At 72.6% G+C, this 17,544-nt stretch carries 20 protein-coding genes and 3 tRNA genes; 14 read left to right on the forward strand and 9 right to left on the reverse strand.

The annotated features are described in order from the left end of the window. The first annotated feature begins 2 nt into the window (after positions 1-2). The 7 genes from crtI to HA073_RS24265 all read left to right on the forward strand — a co-directional run bounded on the left by crtI (position 3) and on the right by HA073_RS24265 (position 4,345). Positions 3-1,484 carry a phytoene desaturase family protein gene (crtI, locus tag HA073_RS24235; protein WP_181373707.1) on the forward strand — a complete coding sequence of 494 codons (1,482 nt, stop codon included), beginning with the start codon at positions 3-5 and terminating at the stop codon, positions 1,482-1,484. Further along, positions 1,481-2,074 (forward strand): isopentenyl-diphosphate Delta-isomerase, encoded by a 594-nt coding sequence (gene idi, locus HA073_RS24240; RefSeq protein ID WP_043327521.1) that lies wholly within the window; start codon positions 1,481-1,483, stop codon positions 2,072-2,074. Before crtI ends, idi begins: the two co-directional genes overlap by 4 nt. Then, positions 2,064-3,011, forward strand: a complete 948-nt coding sequence (locus tag HA073_RS24245) for a MerR family transcriptional regulator (protein WP_064448346.1) — start codon at positions 2,064-2,066, stop codon at positions 3,009-3,011. Before idi ends, HA073_RS24245 begins: the two co-directional genes overlap by 11 nt. Before the next feature lie 75 nt (positions 3,012-3,086). Next, positions 3,087-3,872, forward strand: a complete 786-nt coding sequence (locus tag HA073_RS24250) for a polysaccharide deacetylase family protein (RefSeq protein WP_166457359.1) — start codon at positions 3,087-3,089, stop codon at positions 3,870-3,872. A 143-nt stretch (positions 3,873-4,015) separates the two neighbouring features. Further along, positions 4,016-4,088 (forward strand) — tRNA-Glu (locus HA073_RS24255). A 33-nt stretch (positions 4,089-4,121) separates the two neighbouring features. After that, positions 4,122-4,195 (forward strand) — tRNA-Asp (locus HA073_RS24260). Positions 4,196-4,271: 76 nt separating this feature from the next. Further along, a tRNA-Phe gene (locus tag HA073_RS24265) sits at positions 4,272-4,345 on the forward strand. 63 nt (positions 4,346-4,408) lie between these two features. On the opposite strand, the gene HA073_RS24270 is transcribed toward HA073_RS24265, so the two are convergent. Beyond that, the gene (locus HA073_RS24270) at positions 4,409-5,305 is read right to left on the reverse strand and encodes a LysR family transcriptional regulator (protein ID WP_166457360.1); all 897 of its coding nucleotides are present in this window, start codon (positions 5,303-5,305) and stop codon (positions 4,409-4,411) included. Between the two features lie 80 nt (positions 5,306-5,385). On the opposite strand from HA073_RS24270, the gene HA073_RS31205 reads away from it, so the two are divergent. Both HA073_RS31205 and HA073_RS24285 read left to right on the forward strand, forming a co-directional pair. Next, a complete protein-coding gene (locus tag HA073_RS31205) occupies positions 5,386-6,621 on the forward strand; it encodes an NAD(P)-binding domain-containing protein (protein WP_205798429.1) in 1,236 nt (411 codons plus the stop codon). A 130-nt stretch (positions 6,622-6,751) separates the two neighbouring features. Further along, entirely contained in the window at positions 6,752-7,336 is a 585-nt protein-coding gene (locus tag HA073_RS24285; protein WP_166457361.1) for a GNAT family N-acetyltransferase, read from the forward strand. A 50-nt stretch (positions 7,337-7,386) separates the two neighbouring features. On the opposite strand, the gene HA073_RS24290 is transcribed toward HA073_RS24285, so the two are convergent. Beyond that, complete coding sequence (locus HA073_RS24290; RefSeq protein WP_043327526.1) at positions 7,387-7,824, reverse strand: ArsI/CadI family heavy metal resistance metalloenzyme; 438 nt, start codon at positions 7,822-7,824, stop codon at positions 7,387-7,389. Between the two features lie 297 nt (positions 7,825-8,121). Between HA073_RS24290 and HA073_RS24295 the strand changes: the two genes are divergently transcribed. Then, entirely contained in the window at positions 8,122-8,634 is a 513-nt protein-coding gene (locus HA073_RS24295; protein ID WP_064448343.1) for an SRPBCC family protein, read from the forward strand. A 20-nt stretch (positions 8,635-8,654) separates the two neighbouring features. On the opposite strand, the gene HA073_RS24300 is transcribed toward HA073_RS24295, so the two are convergent. Together HA073_RS24300 and HA073_RS24305 are read right to left on the reverse strand one after the other, a co-directional pair. Then, positions 8,655-9,359: a DUF2786 domain-containing protein gene (locus tag HA073_RS24300; protein ID WP_043327528.1), complete on the reverse strand. Its 705-nt coding sequence runs from the start codon at positions 9,357-9,359 to the stop codon at positions 8,655-8,657. A gap of 44 nt (positions 9,360-9,403) precedes the next feature. After that, the gene (locus HA073_RS24305) at positions 9,404-9,793 is read right to left on the reverse strand and encodes a hypothetical protein (protein WP_043327529.1); all 390 of its coding nucleotides are present in this window, start codon (positions 9,791-9,793) and stop codon (positions 9,404-9,406) included. A 166-nt stretch (positions 9,794-9,959) separates the two neighbouring features. Between HA073_RS24305 and HA073_RS24310 the strand changes: the two genes are divergently transcribed. Beyond that, positions 9,960-11,297, forward strand: a complete 1,338-nt coding sequence (locus tag HA073_RS24310; RefSeq protein ID WP_043327530.1) for an ABC transporter substrate-binding protein — start codon at positions 9,960-9,962, stop codon at positions 11,295-11,297. Positions 11,298-11,357: 60 nt separating this feature from the next. On the opposite strand, the gene HA073_RS24315 is transcribed toward HA073_RS24310, so the two are convergent. Then, entirely contained in the window at positions 11,358-12,101 is a 744-nt protein-coding gene (locus HA073_RS24315) for an enoyl-CoA hydratase/isomerase family protein (RefSeq protein ID WP_064448341.1), read from the reverse strand. Then, on the reverse strand, positions 12,098-12,955 hold the full coding sequence (locus HA073_RS24320; RefSeq protein WP_043327532.1) for a 3-hydroxyacyl-CoA dehydrogenase family protein: 858 nt from the start codon (positions 12,953-12,955) through the stop codon (positions 12,098-12,100). Before HA073_RS24320 ends, HA073_RS24315 begins: the two co-directional genes overlap by 4 nt. A gap of 162 nt (positions 12,956-13,117) precedes the next feature. Here HA073_RS24320 and HA073_RS24325 point away from each other — a divergent pair, with 162 nt between their 5' ends. Next, entirely contained in the window at positions 13,118-13,405 is a 288-nt protein-coding gene (locus tag HA073_RS24325) for a hypothetical protein (protein ID WP_043327533.1), read from the forward strand. A 53-nt stretch (positions 13,406-13,458) separates the two neighbouring features. Here the strand turns inward: HA073_RS24325 and HA073_RS24330 are convergent, their stop codons facing one another. Beyond that, positions 13,459-14,238: a bifunctional 2-polyprenyl-6-hydroxyphenol methylase/3-demethylubiquinol 3-O-methyltransferase UbiG gene (locus tag HA073_RS24330; RefSeq protein WP_166457362.1), complete on the reverse strand. Its 780-nt coding sequence runs from the start codon at positions 14,236-14,238 to the stop codon at positions 13,459-13,461. Between the two features lie 55 nt (positions 14,239-14,293). Here HA073_RS24330 and HA073_RS24335 point away from each other — a divergent pair, with 55 nt between their 5' ends. Continuing rightward, on the forward strand, positions 14,294-14,692 hold the full coding sequence (locus HA073_RS24335; RefSeq protein WP_064448338.1) for a PPOX class F420-dependent oxidoreductase: 399 nt from the start codon (positions 14,294-14,296) through the stop codon (positions 14,690-14,692). 71 nt (positions 14,693-14,763) lie between these two features. Here the strand turns inward: HA073_RS24335 and HA073_RS24340 are convergent, their stop codons facing one another. Further along, entirely contained in the window at positions 14,764-14,973 is a 210-nt protein-coding gene (locus HA073_RS24340) for a BldC family transcriptional regulator (RefSeq protein ID WP_007073996.1), read from the reverse strand. Between the two features lie 256 nt (positions 14,974-15,229). Then, the gene (locus HA073_RS24345) at positions 15,230-16,069 is read right to left on the reverse strand and encodes a hypothetical protein (RefSeq protein ID WP_030500602.1); all 840 of its coding nucleotides are present in this window, start codon (positions 16,067-16,069) and stop codon (positions 15,230-15,232) included. A 174-nt stretch (positions 16,070-16,243) separates the two neighbouring features. Here HA073_RS24345 and HA073_RS24350 point away from each other — a divergent pair, with 174 nt between their 5' ends. Further along, complete coding sequence (locus HA073_RS24350; RefSeq protein ID WP_069088136.1) at positions 16,244-17,326, forward strand: Glu/Leu/Phe/Val dehydrogenase; 1,083 nt, start codon at positions 16,244-16,246, stop codon at positions 17,324-17,326. The last annotated feature ends 218 nt before the right edge of the window (positions 17,327-17,544 follow it).

Raw genomic sequence — 17,544 nt, forward strand, 5'->3', positions numbered from 1 at the left:
GAATGCGTACCGTCAAGGGACGGACCGACCGGGTGGTGGTGGTCGGCGCCGGGCTGGGTGGGCTGGCGTGCGCGCTGCACCTGGCCGGCAGCGGCCGGCAGGTGACGGTGCTGGAGCGCGAGCCGGTGCCCGGCGGGCGCGCCGGGCGGCTCAGCGTCGACGGGTACGAGTTCGACACCGGCCCGACCGTCCTCACCATGCCCGACCTGATCGCCGAGGCGCTCGGCGCGGTCGGCGAGGAGCTGACCGACTGGCTCGACCTGAGCCCGCTCGACCCGGCGTACCGCGCCTACTACCCGGACGGGTCGACGCTCGACGTCATCACCGACACCACCCGGATGGCGGCCGAGATCGCGCGTGTCTGCGGTCCCCGGGAGGCGGACGGCTACCTGCGTTTCGTCGACTACGCCCGCAACCTGTGGCAGTGGGAACGGGCCGACTTCATCGAGCGCAACCTCGACGCGCCGACCGACCTGCTCACCGGCAACCTGCTGAAGTTGTTCGCCAACGGCGCCTTCCGGCGGCTCCAGACGAAGATCAACCAGTTCTTCCGCGACCCGCGTACCCAGCGGATCTTCTCCTTCCAGGCCATGTACGCGGGCCTGTCGCCGCACGACGCGCTGGCGATCTACGCGGTCATCGCGTACCTCGACTCGGTGGCCGGTGTCTGCTTCCCGCGCGGCGGCATCCACGCGGTCTCCCGCGGGATGGCCGGCGCGGCCGAGAAGCACGGCGTGCAGTTCCGGTACGGCACCACGGTGACCCGGGTGGAGACCGCCAACGGCCGCGCCACCGGCGTGATCACCTCCGACGGCGACTTCGTCCCCGCCGACACGGTGGTGCTCAACCCCGACCTGCCGGTCGCCTACGAGGACCTGCTGCCGCCCAGCCGGCAACGCAAGCTCACCTACTCGCCGTCCTGCGTGGTGCTGCACATCGGTTCGACGCAGGGCTATGGCAAGATCGCCCACCACAACATCCACTTCGGGCGCTCCTGGAAGGGGACGTTCGACGAGGTGATCCGCCGAGGCGAGCTGATGACCGACCCGTCGCTGCTGGTGACGAACCCGAGCCGCACCGACCCGTCGGTGGCGCCGGCCGGGAAGCACACCTACTACGTGCTGGCGCCGGTGCCGAACCTGGAGCGGGCGCCGTTCGACTGGACGGGCGACCTCACCCAGCGGTACGCCGACCAGCTCGTAGGCACGCTGGAGGAACGCGGATACGTCGGCTTCGGCGACGGCATCGAGGTGATGCGGGCCGTCACCCCGGCCGACTGGGCGGCGCAGGGCATGGCCGCCGGCACGCCGTTCGCCGCCGCGCACAGCCTCTTCCAGACCGGGCCGTTCCGCCCCTCCAACCTGCACCGGAAGCTGGACAACGTGGTCTTCGTCGGCTCCGGCACGCAGCCGGGCGTGGGGGTACCGATGGTGCTGATCAGCGGCAAGCTCGCGGCGGCCCGGATCACCGGGGCGACGGCATGAGCGAGCGGGAGGAACACCTGGTCGAGCTGGTCGGCGACGACGGGCAGGTGCTCGGCGAGACCACCGTGGCGACCGCCCACCAGCCACCCGGCCGGCTGCACCGGGCCTTCTCGGTGCTCCTGGTCGACCCGCAGGGGCGGGTGCTGCTGCAGCAGCGGGCCGCGGTGAAGACGCGGTTCCCGCTGCGCTGGGCGAACTCCTGCTGCGGGCACCCGCTGCCGGGCCAGTCGCTGACCGAGGCCGCCAACCGGCGGCTCGGCGAGGAACTCGGCGTCGGCCCGGTCGAGCTCACCGAGGTGGGCGTCTACATCTACTACGCCGAGGACCCGGCGACCGGCCGCGTCGAGTTCGAGTACGACCACGTGCTGCGCGCCGACGTACCCGCCGACCTGGTGACGCGGCCCGATCCGGACGAGGTGGCCGAGCTGCGCTGGGCCGACCCCGGCGCAGTGGTGGCCGACCTGGACGCCGACCCCCGCGCGTACGCCCCGTGGCTGGGCGGCGTGGTCAACCGGCTGCTGCATCCGGCGGGCCCGGCCCGGCCGGGCGTCGCGGCCTCCGAGGCACCGGAGCGGTCGGGTGGCCGATGAGGCGCTGAGCGCGGGGGCCGTGGCACGCCGGTTGGGTGTGGCGGTCACCACGCTGCGCACCTGGCACCAGCGGTACGGCCTCGGTCCCAGCGAGCACGTGCCGGGCCACCACCGGCGCTACACGCCCGCCGACCTCGCCCGCCTGGAGATCATGCGCCGGCTGACCACCGAGGGGGTGGCGCCCGCCGAGGCGGCCCGCTGGGCCCGGCAGGCCCCGGCCGTGCCGCCGCCGGACCGGCTCGCGCTCAAGGCACGGACCTCGGCGGTACGCGACGGCGGCGGCACGACCATCCCGGTCGGCCGGGCCGGCCCCGCCGCACGGGGGCTGGCCCGTGCCGCGATGCGCCTGGACTCGGTGACCATCGCGCGGACCATCGCCGAGGCGCTCGCCGCCGACGGGGTGGTGGCGACCTGGGAGGGGCTGCTCCGGCCGGTGCTCACCGGCATCGGGGAACGGCACGCCGCCACCGCCGGCCTGATCGAGGTGGAACACCTGATGTCCCGGTGCGTCTCGGTGGCGTTCGCCACGGTGATCCGGGCCCACCCGAACGGCGGACCGCCCCGGATCCTGCTCTCCTGCGCCGACGAGGAACAGCACTCGTTGCCGCTGGAGGCGCTCGCCGCCGCGCTCGCGGAGGCCGGTGTGAGCTGTCGCATGCTCGGCGCCCGGGTGCCGTTGCCCGCCCTGGTTGAGGCGGTCAACCGGACCGGGCCGGCGGCCGTGGTCCTCTGGTCGCACACCCGCGCGACCGCCGACCCGTGCCAGCTCACCGCGCTGCTGACCGTCCCCCGCCGGCCGCTGCTGGTGCTCGCCGCCGGGCCCGGCTGGCGGGCCGACTCGCTGCCGGCCGGGGTGGTCCGGCCGGTGGATCTGGCCGAGGCGCTCTCCCTCGCCCTGGCGGTACGGGACTCGCTGGACCAGTCGACGAAGGGCTGACGGCCCTTTTCGCTCCGGGGCGCGTCCACTACGGTCGGAAAGTCCGTCTGACCCCGACCCCTCCGGGAGCGACGAATGCGTCCACGCGCCCTGCCGGCGCTCGCCCTGGGCCTGGTGCTCCTCGTCACCGCCTGCGGCGAAGCCGGCAAGTCACCCGATCAGGCGGCGGCGTCGCCGTCGGTCCCGGCGTCGCCGTCGCCCGTGACGAAGCCCTCACCGACCCCGACCGCCACCCCCAGGAAGCCGAAGCTGCGCCCGGTGCCCAAGAAGCTCCCGGCGGGCCTGCACCGGGCCAGCGGGAGCAGCGGGGTGGCGCTCACCTTCGACGACGGACCGGATCCCCGCTACACCCCGCAGATCCTGGCCCAGCTCCGGGCGGCCCGGGTCACCGCGACGTTCTGCGTGGTCGGCCAGCAGGCCAAGCGCTACCCGGAGCTGGTGGCCCGGATCGTCCGCGAGGGTCACCAGCTCTGCAACCACAGCTGGCACCACGACGTGAACCTCGGCCGGCGGTCGGCCACCGAGATCCGGGCCGACCTGGAACGGACCAACGACGCCATCCGCGCCGCCGCGCCCAAGGCGCCGATCACCTGGTTCCGCCAGCCCGGCGGCCGGTGGACCGCCGAGGAGATCGTGGTGGCCCGGCAGATGGGCCTGCGCCCGCTGCACTGGAGCGTGGACCCGCAGGACTGGGACCACCCGCCGGCGAAGACGATCATCAAGCGGGTGAAGGGCGCCACCCGGAACGGCTCGATCGTGCTGATGCACGATGCGGGCGGTGACCGGGCCCAGACGATGGCCGCGTGCCGGCACCTGATCCCGGACCTGAAGCGGCGGTACGGGATCGCGCGGCTACCCTGACCTGCGGTTTTGCCCGGCGTCGCGGCCATGCCCATACCGGTTTGGCCGTCCGTGCAGACATGACATATGCTTCTCCTGCCTCCGGCGGGGCCGGATGGGAGCAAGTCCGCTTGAAGTTGCGAGTGTGCAATGATGGCGGGGCCGCCCTCATCGTCTAGCGGCCCAGGACGCCGCCCTTTCAAGGCGGTAGCACGGGTTCGAATCCCGTTGGGGGCACGGTCCGGCTCGCGCCGGATGCAACACCAGCCAGGTCCTGTGGAGCAGTTGGAGTGCTCGCCGCCCTGTCAAGGCGGAGGTCGCGGGTTCAAGTCCCGTCAGGACCGCAAGCGCTGACGCCGCGCAGCTCAATGCGCGGCGTTCTGCGTATCGGCTCATGCGGTAGCATGTGCCGAGCACCACGGCCAGGTAGCTCAGTTGGTACGAGCGTCCGACTGAAAATCGGAAGGTCGGCGGTTCGACCCCGCCCCTGGCCACATAGCCTTTCGCCGGGCTACAGGAACGCCGACCAGCGGATACGCAGGTCGGCGTTCTGCTTTTCAGCCCAGGCGGGCCGCCTCCGCCCGCAGGTGCTCCAGGAAATGCGTGACTGCCGGCGGCGGCGTCCTGCCCCGCACGGTCGCCGCGAATATCTGCCGCACCGACTCGTCGTCCGGGTGCAGGCGCAGCAGGGCGATGTCCGGCGGGGTTCCGCGTACCGCCAGGGCCGGAACCAGGGCCACCCCCAACCCGGCGGCGACGCATCCCAGCTTGCCGGTCCACTCGGCCGCGACGATGTCGATGCGCGGCGAGAAACCGCTGGGCAGGCTTGCGCGGAGCAGGCTGTTCTCCGCGGTGGCCGAGCCCACGACGAACGCTTCCGGGGCGAGGTCCGCCAGGCGCACCGAGCGGCGGCGCGCCAGCCGGTGGTCACGCGCGACCGCGACCAGGAGCCGCTCGTCGAGCAGGTGTCGCAGGTCGAATCGTTCGCGGTCCAGCTCGCCCGTGGGCGAGGTGCTGACCACTGCCACATCCGCCTCCTCGGCGAGCAGGCGCTCCAGCAGCCGCGGCGTCACGCCCTCGACCAGCGACAGCGAGACCTCCGGGTAGGCCGAGCGGAACGACGCCATCGCCCGGGGTACGAGAGCCGCGACAGCGGTCGGGAAGGCACCCACACGCAGCCGCCCACGGCCGAGCCCGCGCAGGTCGTCGAGGTCACGCCGGGCCGCGGCGAGCCGGTCGAGGACCGCCTCGGCGTGCGGGAGCAGCTCTCGTCCCTCCTCGGTGAGGGCGACGCCGCGGGGCAGCCGGTCGAAGAGCCGGGCGCCGATGTCGGCCTCGAGCGCGGCTATCTGCCGGGAGACAGCCGACTGGGTGAAGCGGAGTGCGCGGGCGGCGGTGGTGATCGAGCCGTGCCGCGCGACGGTGCGGAACACCTCCAGCAGCTGAGTCTCCATGGGCAGGCATGGTAATCACGCATGGCAGGCATGCAAGACATTCGTTGGTCGCATTACCCTCACCGGCCTAGCGTTACCGCGTGAAGATCATCGCGGTCCTCGGGACCGGGCACATGGGTACGCCGATCGCGCGCCGCCTCCTGGCCGGCGGCAACCGGGTCAGAGTGTGGAACCGCAGCCCGGAGCGTTCGGAGCCGCTCGCGGCGGTCGGCGCGACGGTGGCCGCGAGCCCGTCCGCCGCGGTCGACGGAGCCGAGGTCGTCGTCGTCATGCTCGCCGACGCCGGCGCGGTCGAGACGGTGCTGTTCGGGCCGGACGGCGCCGCCACCGCGCTCCGACCCGGGACGGTCGTGGTGCAGATGTCGACGATCGGGCCGGACGAAGTCCGAGCGGTGGCCGGCCGGCTTCCGGCGGGCGTCTACCTCCTCGACGCCCCCGTCGGCGGCAGCGTCAACGCCGCCCGGGCCGGCACGCTGGTGATCTTCGCGGGCGGCACTGCCGATGCCGTGGAGAGGGCGGCTCCGGTGCTGGGGCAGCTCGGGACGGTCCGTCACTGCGGTCCGATCGGCGCAGGTGCCGCCGTCAAACTCGTCGCGAACACGGGCCTGGTGACGGCTGTCGCCGCGCTGCACGACGCGCTGGCTGTCGCCGCAGCGCTCGGTGTCGACAGGCAGACCGCCCTCGACGTGCTCGACCGTGGGGCCCTCGGCGGCGCGGTCGGACGGGCCACCGCCCCGGGCGCCTCGTTCGCAGTCACGATGGCGGCGAAGGACGCGCGGCTGGCGCTGCGCCGCCCGGTGCCGGCCCCCGTGCTGGAGGCCGCCCTCGACCTGATGCGGGCCGCGCCGGACCAGGACGCCGATCTCTCCTCCCTCGTCTCCCCCGACTTCTGCGAAGGGACGCTGATGCGCCTCACCCTGGACAACCCCGAATCCGTCGCGGCCCCGTTCGGCGACCGCTTCGCGCACGTCGCCCGGATCGATGTCGGCGGCGGCGCGCTGCTGATGCTCGCCGGACAGGTCGCCGTCGACGACGACGGCGAGGTGGTGGCCCCCGGAGACGCAGGCGCCCAGGCCGAACGGATCTTCGAGATCGTGGGCGGCGTGCTCGCGGCGCACGGCGCGAGCTTCGACGACGTGCTGCACGTCCGCACGTTCATGACGGACCTGGCTGACCTGCCGGCGTACGCGGCCGTCCGGCGACGGCTCTTCACTGGCACACCGCCGCCGGCGAGCACGACTGTCGAGGTCAGCAGGCTCTTCCTGCCCGGTGCCGTGCTCGAGGTCGAGGTCACGGCAGTGGTCCGGTCCCGCTAGGGGTTGCGCTTCCCGGCCGACGGGCAAGTTCCACGGCCGACGCAGGTCGCCACGCCGGAGTACCTGGCGGGTGTACGGTACGCAGCCCGGCAGCGGCCGCAGGGGACGCCCCAGGCCCCGGCCGCGCGATATGTTGCACGCTGTGACAGGGCCTGAGATCACCGTTGCGACGCCGGAAGACCGTGGCAGCGTGGTCACGTCGCTGGTCGCGGCCTTCACCAAGGATCCGGTCCTGCGGCACCTGTTCCCCGACGAGGCTACCTATGCGCGTTATGCGGCCGTCTTCTTCGGGCACCTGTTCGACAAGCGGGTGCACAAGGAGACGATCTGGACGATCGGGCACGGCGCGTCGGTGGCGATCTGGGAGCCGCCGGCATCCGGGAGCGCCCCGCCGGACGACGATCTCGCCGCCCAGCTTCCCGCCGACGTGTTGCACCGCGTCCGCGCCTACGACGAGGCGGTGCACGCCGCGCTGCCGTCGGCGCCGTTCTGGTACCTGGGGGTGCTGGGTACGCACCCGGACCACGCCGGCCGCAGGTGGGGCCACGCCGTGATGCGGGTGGGGCTGGACCGGGCCGCCGCGGACGGCCTGCCGGCGATTCTGGAGACCAGCAACCCGGACAACGTCGAGGTGTACCGGCGCGCCGGCTGGGAGGTGGTGCACGCCTTCGCGGAACCGCTGCCCACCTGGGTCATGCGGAATCGCCGCACCTGACCGTACGACAGAGATCCCCACCGGCGGAGACGCCGGTGGGGATCCGCCGTTCAGACGCCGGCGGGCTGCTCCGCAGTGTCCGAGGCGCAGCAGGCGCTCTCGGTCACCTTCTCCAGCTGCGGTGAGTCGGCCTTGACCGTGTAGACCTCCCACGGCTCGTCGCCGGGGCCGCGCACCCAGACCTTGTCCTGGAGCGCGTAGCAGCACTCGGTGTCGTTCTCCTCCAGCGTGATCAGGCCGGACTCGGTGAGCCGGCTGGTCGCGGCGTTCACCTCGCCGGTGGTGGCCACCTCGACCCCGAGGTGGTCCATCACCGTCGGCAGGCCGGGCTCACCTTCGAGGAGTACGAGCTTCAGCGGCGGGTTCTCCACCGCGAAGTTGGCGTAGCCGGGGCGGCGCTTGGCCGGCTCGACGCCGAACAGCTTGCTGTAGAAGGCGACGGAGCCTTCGAGGTCGGACACGCGCAGGGCGAGCTGGACGCGGGACATGTGAACTCCTTGTCTAGATGTTTATCGAAGCAGGCTCCACCCTGCCCTCTGCTTTGAAGTCTGTCAACCTAGAGAAGTGTCGAAACAAGCGCTGCCGGCGCCTCGGCGTCGGAGATCTACGTCCGGCTCCGAGCGGCGCGGCACCTGGGCCTGGTACCGGGTACGCCCCGAGGCGTTCCGCCAACTCGGCGCGCCTGTCCCACCACACAGCGCTGTCGTGGAGCGGCGTTCCCGGTGTCCGGAAGCGGGCGCAACGGAAGCTGCGCACCGAGACATGAGCCGGTATGGTCCGGACCTATGGGACAGGAGATGGCCGATCCGGATGAGGTCCGGCAGGAATCCGACCGCTTCTCCCTCCGCAGCAACCTGTTCGCCCCGGCGTCGGCCGAGCGGGCGTACGCCGTGTTCACCGGATCGCTCGCCGACTGGTGGGTACGCGAGTACACCTGGTCCGGCCCGCAGGCGCTCGCCGCGCTCGGCATCGAACCCCGGGCCGGCGGCATGCTCTACGAAATCGGCCCGTACGGCTTCCGCAACGACTGGGGCCGCGTGCTGACCTGGGATCCGCCCCGGCGTCTGGTCTTCACCTGGCAGATCGGCCCGGACCGGGTGCCGGTGCCGGACCCGGCCGGCGCCAGCGAGGTGGAGGTCCTGTTCCACCCCGAGGGCCCGGAACTGACCCGGGTCGAGGTCGAGCACCGCTACTTCGACCGGCACGGCGCCGCGGCCGAGGGCTACCGCGAGGCGCTCACGGCCGGCTGGCACGAGTTGCTCTGCCGCTACCTGGCGACGGTCGCCCGCACCGCCTGACCCGTACCCGATGGGCCCGGTCAGCCGGTGATGCCCGGCGTCGCCGCGGCGCCGGGCACGCCGGTGCCGCCGAGGTCGGCGCGGCGGCCGGCGTCCGCGCCCGGCGCGAAACCACCGCCCGCGAGGCGCCGTCGCGGCGCGGTGCGCAACCTGGGGTACGCCTCGGCGACCCGGCGCTGGACGCGGTCGGAACGGTCGGCGAGTACCAGGGCCGTCGAGGGACCGCCCGCCTCGGCCACCGCGTTCTCCTCGGCTGCGCGCAGCCGCTGCGCGACGACGTACGCGAAGCCGGCCAGCCAGGTACGCCGGAACGCGGCCGGGTGCTCCCCGTCCGGCACGGCGGCTCCCGCCAGTCCGTGCGCGGCCTGCACCAGCAGCGAGGTGAACAGCAACTCGACGCGTTCCAGGTCGCTGGCGAAGCCGAACAGGTGCATGGCGAAACCGTTGCCCTGCCGTCGGCGTACGCAGCGGCAGCGCAACGGTTCGGCGACCGCGGCCAGCAGTCCGGCCTTGTCCCGGGCGTACGGCGCGACCACCTCGACCGTCCGGTCGCCCACCGGGTCGACGGCCGGGTCGCGTGCCGCGAGCAGCGCCCGGTCGACGCCGTAACGGGCGATCAGCTCGGTGGCCTTGGCCATGAACGCGGCCGACTCGGCGGGCGTGCAGGCCGGGTCCTCGGCCTGGGCGAGCAGCTTGCGCACCTTGCTGAGCATCGCCTCGGACATGACCCAGAGCTATCACAGCCGGCGCGCGTCGCGGCGCGGCGGGCTCAGTCGGACCGGCTGCGCAGCGTGGCGATGGTCGAGCCGGCGAGGGTGAGCAGGCAGTCGGGCAGCAGCCCGTCGGCGGCGGCCGCGCCGAACAGCGCCTCACCGGTGTCGGCGTCGTCGTTGGCGCACGCGCTGACGAAGCGGGCCACCCAGCGGGTGTCGTAGTCGGCCTGGTCGATGCCGGGGAAGTCGAGGGCCGCCCCGCCGGCCGGCGCGTCGTCGCCGAGCATGGTGGCGGCCAGGCACCACGCCACCCCGTACGCCCCGGCCAGGCCGGAGCGGTCCACCACCGCGTCGAACGTGCCCACCACCCCGGCGCCGTCGCCGGCGAGGGCGGAACGGAGCACGGCGGTCGCGTCGTCCAGCGTCTGCTGTGCTTCGTCGTTCACCCGCGGAACAGTAGCGCCGGGGGTCAAGCCGTGACCCGGAAATCGCTCGATGAACACGCAGCGTGATTCCCGCAGTCGGGGTGCCGACGGAGCCGACTCCACAGTCCCGCCTACCGCGTGGGCACGCTAAGGTGCGCAGCGGACCTTCGCCGGAGGAAGGACGACCATGCTGAGAACACGCACGTCGCGCGCGGCCCTGTCCATGGCCTGCGCGGCGCTCCTGCTCGCCACGAGCGCCTGCGGGAGCGACGAGCCGGAAGAAGCGCCCGCCACCCAGGTGCGCCTCTACGGCACCGACGGCAACATGCTCAATTCATACCCAGCCGAGCTGAAGGATCGGGCGGATCTGGTGAACGGGATGAAGGGCACCACGCCCCTCACTCCGCTGCCCGAGAGCTTCAAGGAACGACTACTCGCCGTAGACGCGAAGCTGGGTGACTTCCTCTACTCCGCCGAGTCCTACGACGCGGTCGTGATCAGCGCGCTGGCCGCCCAGCTCGCCGGCACCACCGCGCCGGGCGAGATCGCCAAGCAGATCGTCGGGGTCACCACCGGCGGCGAGCGCTGCGACGAGGTGGCGACCTGCCTCCAGCTCGCCCGCGCCGGTCAGGACATCCAGTACCGGGGCGTGTCGCTCACCCGGGCCGGGTTCACCGACAACGGCGAGCCGGCCACCGCCAGCTACGGCACCATGCACTTCGACAACCAGAAGATCGACGACAGCAAGACCGAGTTCGTCGGCGCCGGTGAGGAGTCCGGGGCGAGCAGCAAGACGCCGCCGCGCGGTCGCAAGCTGCGCGACGGGAAGGCGAAGGACGCGCCGCTGGTCCTCGGCGGCCTCCTGCCGAAGACCGGTGACCTGGCGCTGGCGTACCCGCCGTTGGCCGCCGGCGCCGCGCTCGCGCTCCGCGAGGTCAACGCCGCCGGTGGTGTGCTCGGTGAGCCGGTGAGGTGGGTCGAGGGCGACGACGGCACCAACCCGGCGGTCGCCAAGGCCACTGTCGCCTCGCACGTCCGGGAGGGCGTCCACGTCATCATCGGCGCCGGTGGTTCGGGCATCTCCCGGGCGGTGCTGCCGGACGTGGTGGCCGCCGGGCGGATCCTGTTCTCGCCGTCGAACACCGACGCGGGGCTGAGCGCGGTGGACGACAACGGCCTCTACTTCCGTACCGCCCCGCCGGACAGCCTCCAGGGTCGCGCGCTGGCCGACGTGATGCTCCGGGACGGGCCGCGCAAGATCGCGATCCTGGCCCGTAAGGACTCCTACGGCGAGGGCCTCCAGGAGAACGTCCGTTCGGAGCTGGAGAAGGCCGGCATCGGCGCGGACCGGGTCAAGCTGCTGACCTACGAGCCGCCGGAGGACCCGAAGACCCCCGTCGACTTCTCCGGCATCGCCCAGGAGATCAAAGCGTACGGGCCGGAGGCGCTGCTGCTCATCGGCTTCGCCGAGTCCGCGCCGGCGATCCCGGCTCTGGCGGACGCCGGAGTCCAGATCAGACGCTGAGAAGCGCCGACGACGAGGGCCGCACCGGGAACACCGGCGCGGCCCTCGTCGTGTTCCGGCTCAGCGCGCCTTGCGCCGGTCCAGGAACTCGGTCATCCGCCGGTGTTTCTCCTCGTCCTCGAAGAGCACCGCCTGGCTGAGCAGGTCGAGTTGCGGGTGCGCGGCCGCCGGGGCGTCCACCGCCAGCTTGGTCAGCCGCAGGGCCAGCGCGGAGCCCTTCGCCATCTCGTCGAGCAGACCGTGCGCGGTGGGCAGCAGCTCGTCCGGTTCGGCCACCACCCGGTTCACCAGCCCGATCCGCAGCGCCTCCGCGGCGTCCACCCGCCGGCCGGTGAAGAGCAGTTCCTTGGCGCGGGCCTCACCGATCAACGCCGGCAGCCGGTAGGTCGCGCCCGCGCCGGCCAGGATGCCCAGCCGCACCTCGGGCTGACCGAAGACCGCGCGGTCCGTGCACACCCGCAGATCGCAGGCGTACGCGAGTTCGGCGCCGCCGCCCAGCGCCGGCCCGTCGACGGCGGCCACGGTGGGCATCGGGAGCGCCCGGATGCGGGCGAAGACGCCCTGGTTGATGGCGGCCAGCGCGTCCAGCCGGCCGCGCTCGCGCAGCTGGGCGATGTCGGCGCCGCCGGCGAAGATGCCCGCCGTCCCGCCGGTGAGCAGCAGCAGCCGGGGGCGTGCCTCCAGGTCGGCGCAGACCGCGTGCAGCTCGGCCACCAGGTCGGCGTCGATCGCGTTGCGTTTCTCCGGCCGGTCCAGCGTGACGACCAGCCGGTCCGGCAGCTCCTCGATCCGCAGCCCGCTCATTTCTTCTGGCCGTCCTTCCAGGTGTAGAAGCCCTGCCCGGACTTCTTGCCGAGCTTCCCGGCGGCCACCATCTCGACCAGCAGCGGCGGCGGCGCGAAGCGGTCCCCGTACGCGGCCTGGAGCGTACGCGCGATGTCGAGCCGCACGTCCAGTCCGACCAGGTCGGTCAGCTCCAGCGGGCCGATCGGGTGCCGGTAGCCGAGCACCATCGCCTTGTCGATGTCGGCCGGGCTCGCCACCTCGTCGGCCACCATCCGGATCGCCTCCAGGCCGAGCGTGACGCCGAGGCGGGAGGTGGCGAAGCCGGGCATGTCGCGTACGACGACGGGGTCCTTGCCCAGCCGGGCGGCGAGCGCGACGGCCGCCTCGGTGGTCTGCGGCGCGGTGGCCGGGCCGACCACGACCTCCAGCAACGCCATCGCCCAGACCGGGTTGAAGAAGTGCAGCCCGACGAAGTCGGCCGGGCGGTCCAGCCCGGCGGCCAGTTCGGCGATCGGGATGCTGGACGTGTTGCTGCCCAGCAGCGCGGGGCGGCGGCTCTCCGCCTCGCGCAGCACGGCGCGCTTCAGGTCGAGCCGCTCGGGCACCGCCTCCACGATCACGTCGGCGCCCTCGGGCACCTCGGTGAGCCCGGCCCGCAACGTGACGCGCCCGCGGTTGGCGGTGGCGGCCTCCTCGGTCAGCTTGCCGCGCTGCACGCCCCGGTCCCACAGCTCGCCGAGCCGGCGGACGGCCTCGGCGCCCCGCGCGGGGTCGACCTCGACCAGTTCGACCGCGTACCCGGCGCCGGCCGCCACGTACGCGATGCCGAGGCCCATGGTGCCGGCCCCGACGACCACAAAACGACCACTCATCGGTGTCCCCTCGCCGCGGCGGGGGCGCGCGGGGTCTCCGCCGCCGGGCCCGTCCGCTCGCTCGTTCCTGCATGCGACCCTATGCAGGGCCGGGCCGCCGGGATGAGTGGGGGCGGAGCGGACGGGGTAAGGACGGCCGTCAACGTCGAAGGAAGGAACGAGATGAGCCAGGCACCGGAGAGCGCGGAGAACACCGAGACGGTCGAGACCCGCGGCGACGAGCGGGTGGACCTGCTCCGCGCGGACACCAACAACGACGGCAAGACCGACGTGTGGGTGGTGGACACCGACGGCGACGGCAAGGCCGACCTGTTCCAGTTCGACACCGACGGTGACGGCAAGGTGGACATCACCATGGTGGACATCGACGAGGACGGCACGCCGGACGAGGTGGTCGACGGCGACGGCGGACTGCCCCCGGAGCAGACCACCCCCACCGTCCAGGTCTGAGCATGTAAGGAAGGGCCCCTTGTTAACGCCTGGGCGCTTGAAAGGGGCCCTTCCTAACGCCGCAGCTCCAGCGTGGCGAGGTAGTACGGGTGGTCGGTGTCGTCCACGTCGGCCAGTCGCCACGGCGAGCCGTGGACCAGCTCGGCGAACTCCTCGGGCGAGCAGACCAGGTAGTCGAACCACCCGGTGCCGAGCAGCCGGTAGCGCAGCCGCAGCCGCAGTTGCCCGCCGATCCGGCCCCGCTGCCGGTTGCGCTCGTGATAGGCGGTGTGCACCGGGTCGGTGGTGCCGTACGGGTCGGTACCGTGGGCGATCACCCGGGCGCCGGGGCGGGCCAGGGCGGCGAGCGCGGCCAGCATCGCGGGCGCCCGTTCCCGCCCCTCGAACAGCCCGAGGTTGTTGCCGAGCAGCAGGAACGTGTCGTAGCGCGGCCCGTCGGCGGTGTGCTCGTCGACGGTGCCGTGGACGAGGTCGCGTACGCCCCGGTGCCGGCTGACCCGCAGCGCGCCCAGCGAGGTGTCCAGGCCGGTGACGGGCACGCCGCGCTCCTGGAGTTCCAGCGCGATCCGTCCGGCGCCGACGCCGACGTCGAGCACGTGCCCGCGTACCCGGTTCACCGCCCGGTGGTCGTGCGGCTGCCACAGCTGCGGCGGGTCCAGGTAGTGCCCGGCGGGCGCGCCGTTGATCAGCCCGTCGTCCCGCTCGATGATCTCGATGACCGGCCGGGGCAGGCGCCCACCGGCCATCGGCCGGGGTCCGATCCCGGTGGCGACCGCGTACGCGTCGCGGATCATCTCGCCGAACACGTCGCCGATCTCGGGTTCCCCGGTCATGCCCGCAACGCTATCCGGGGGTCGGCGGCGCCGTGGCCGCCGTATCCTGGGCGGCGTGACCGACCTGGACCGCCTGGCGGCGGAGAAGTACGTCCTGCTCACCACGTTCCGCAAGGACGGCCGGGCGGTGGCGACACCGGTGTGGGCGGTACGCGACGGTGACTCGCTGGCGGTGTGGACGGTGTCCGACTCCGGCAAGGTGAAGCGGATCCGGCGCGACGGCCGGGTCACTGTGGCGCCGTGCGACGTGCGCGGGCGACCGCACGGCGAGGCGGTGCCGGCACACGCGACGATCGCCGATCCGGAGAGCACCCGGCGGGTGCGGGGCCTGCTCAAGCAGAAGTACCGGCTGATCGGGCGGCTGAGCCTGCTCGGCAGCCGGCTGCGCCGGGGCGAGGGGGGCACGGTGGGGCTGCGGATCGTGCTGGACGGCGCGGCCCCCGGACACGATTGAGCCCGGGCACGATTAAGGGCGGCGCCGCGACGGCACCGCCCCTGATCGGAACGCCGGAGAACGCCGGTTCGTCAGTCTCCCTGGCGCTGCTGGGGGATCTGCCCCTGCAGTAGCGCCCGAACCTCTGACTCACGGTAGCGGCGGTGGCCGCCAAGGGTCCGGATGGCGCTGAGCTTGCCAGCCTTGGCCCACCGGGTCACCGTCTTCGGGTCGACACGGAACATCGACGCCACCTCGGCCGGTGTGAGTAGCGGCTCAGGTTCGTGCGTTCGCGATGCCATCGGGGTCACTCCTCCACATGTATAGACATCGGCCGGGGTCCCGCCGGCCGACGCGTCTCCCATGGTCCGGCTAGTCCCCGATGTCCGACATGGGCCGAACGGCTGAAGGTCCCTAGACGGACGGATGAAGCATGACCGATTTTTACGACTTTTATGCCGCAGAAACTACCTTATTAGGACTCATGATCACGGTTCGTGACGCATCAACTACGAGACACTCTCGTGTCCAAGACCACTTATCGGGGTAAACCGGGCGTCAGTTGCAGCGCTCCAACAGCTGCACCGCGCGCCAGCGGGCGACCAGCTTGTCGTACGCGGCGGACGCCTCCTCGGCCTCGCCCCGGCCCAGTCCGGACAGTCCGGTGGCCACCAGATCGGTCGAGTCGTCGGCCTCGAGCGTCTCGTCCGGCAGCAGTTGCACCAGGCCGCCGTAGTCCAGCTCGACCACCGAGCGCGGGTGGAACTCCTCCAGCCACCGGGCCGCCTCCTCGACCGCCTCGGTGATCGGCGCCTCGCCGATCGACTTGCGCAGCACCGACAGCGCCCGCGACGCGCGGCGGCGCGCCTTGGAGATCTCGGTGCGGTAGCGCAGCGCGCGCCGCTCCGGCTCGGTGACCAGGTGCCGCTCACCCGCCTCGAACAGCACGAACCAGCGCAGCGGCACGCCCCAGGTGGCGATCTGCTCGTGCACCCGGGGCACGCCGTGCTCCAGCACCCGGGCGCCGCTGCGCCAGTCCTCCACCACGGCCTTGGCCTGCCCGGCGAGCACCGGCGGCACGAACGCGTCGGCCAGCACCGAGGGCACGCCGTCGCGGGCGCTCAGCGCCGCCTCGGCGACCCGGATGCGCAGGTTCCAGGGGCAGACCAGCAACGAGTCGTCCGACTCCAGGACGTACGCCTCGTCGGGCAGGTCGGGCAGCCGGGTCCAGCCCGCGCCCAGCGCCTCGATCACGGCGGTCCGTTGTCGTACCGGCCCTTCCAGCGGGGCGATCGCCCGGCCCTCGCTGACGTACCGGCGCCAGTAGGACTGCCGGTCCCGGTCGAAGGCGGTCAGCGGCTCGTACACGCGCAGGTATGAAGCGAAGAGCGACGGCACGGCGCGATCCTCCCACGAGACGGGACCGCCCGTCGCCGCCCGTGAGCCCGTGGCGTGACGTGCGCGACAGTACGGTTCGGGCCGATATTAGGCTCAGAGACACCGGCAGCATCCCGCCGGCGTGCCACCAGGTTCCGCTCCCCACAAGGGCGCTCACCGACACAGGAGTCAGCCATGGGCGTATTCGCCAGCACCGACGACCCCGTTTCCACGGGGCATGAGCAGGTCGTGTTCTGCCAGGACAAGCAGTCCGGCCTGAAGGCGATCATCGGGATCTACTCCACCGCGCTGGGCCCCGCGCTCGGCGGGACCCGGTTCTACCCGTACGCCACGGAGGCCGACGCCCTCGCCGACGTGCTCGACCTCTCCCGCGGCATGGCCTACAAGAACGCGCTGGCGAACCTCGACCTCGGTGGCGGCAAGGCGGTCATCTGGGGCGACCCCGAGCAGATCAAGAGCGAGGCGCTGCTGCGCGCGTACGGCCGCTTCGTCGAGTCGCTCAACGGCCGCTACTACACCGCCTGTGACGTCGGCACGTACGTCGCGGACATGGACGTGATCGCGCGCGAGACCCGGTACGTCACCGGCCGCAGCGTGGAGCACGGCGGCGCGGGCGACTCCTCGATCCTCACCGCGTGGGGCGTGTTCCAGGGCATGCGGGCCGCCGCCGAGCACGTCTGGGGCAGCCCGACGCTGGCCGGCCGCCGGGTCGGCGTGGCCGGGCTGGGCAAGGTCGGCAAGTACCTGACCGCCCACCTGCTCGACGACGGCGCCGAGGTCGTGGCGACCGACGTGAACCCGCGCGCCCTGGAGTGGGCGCGCACCACCCACCCGCAGGTCACCCTGGTCGACGACACCGCGGCGCTGGTCGCCTCCGACATCGACGTGTACGCCCCGTGCGCGCTCGGCGGCGCGCTGAACGACGAGACCGTGCCGGTGCTGCGGGCGAAGGTCGTCACCGGAGCGGCGAACAACCAGCTCGCCCACTCGGGCATCGAGAAGGTGCTCGCCGACCGGGGCATCCTCTACACCCCGGACTACGTGGTGAACGCGGGCGGCGTGATCCAGGTGGCCGACGAGATCGAGGGCTTCAACTTCGAGCGCGCCAAGCTGCGCGCCACCCGGATCTTCGACACCACCCGGCAGATCCTCCAGCTCGCCGACGACGAGGGCGTACCCCCGGCGGTGGCCGCGGACCGGCTCGCCGAGCGGCGGATGGCCGAGGTCGGCCGGCTGCGCGCGATCCATCTGCGGTGAAGCTCACCTCCGGGGGCGGAGCGGCGACTCCACCCCCGGAGGCCGTGCGCGTTAAGCTGAGCCTCGGGCCCGTTCGTACCCATTTGTCCGCTGTCACGGCCAGCCCCGGACCTTACCCCTTACCCGGTACACTTGGTGACGGCTGGACCACTGCGACGCGCAGGTCCGGTCGACGGTGACCCGAGGTGCCGAACGATGGCATCCCCATGTACCGTAAG

Origin of the sequence: Micromonospora sp. CMU55-4 (assembly GCF_011602315.1) — a bacterium.
Taxonomy (GTDB): Bacteria; Actinomycetota; Actinomycetes; order Mycobacteriales; family Micromonosporaceae; genus Micromonospora; species Micromonospora chalcea.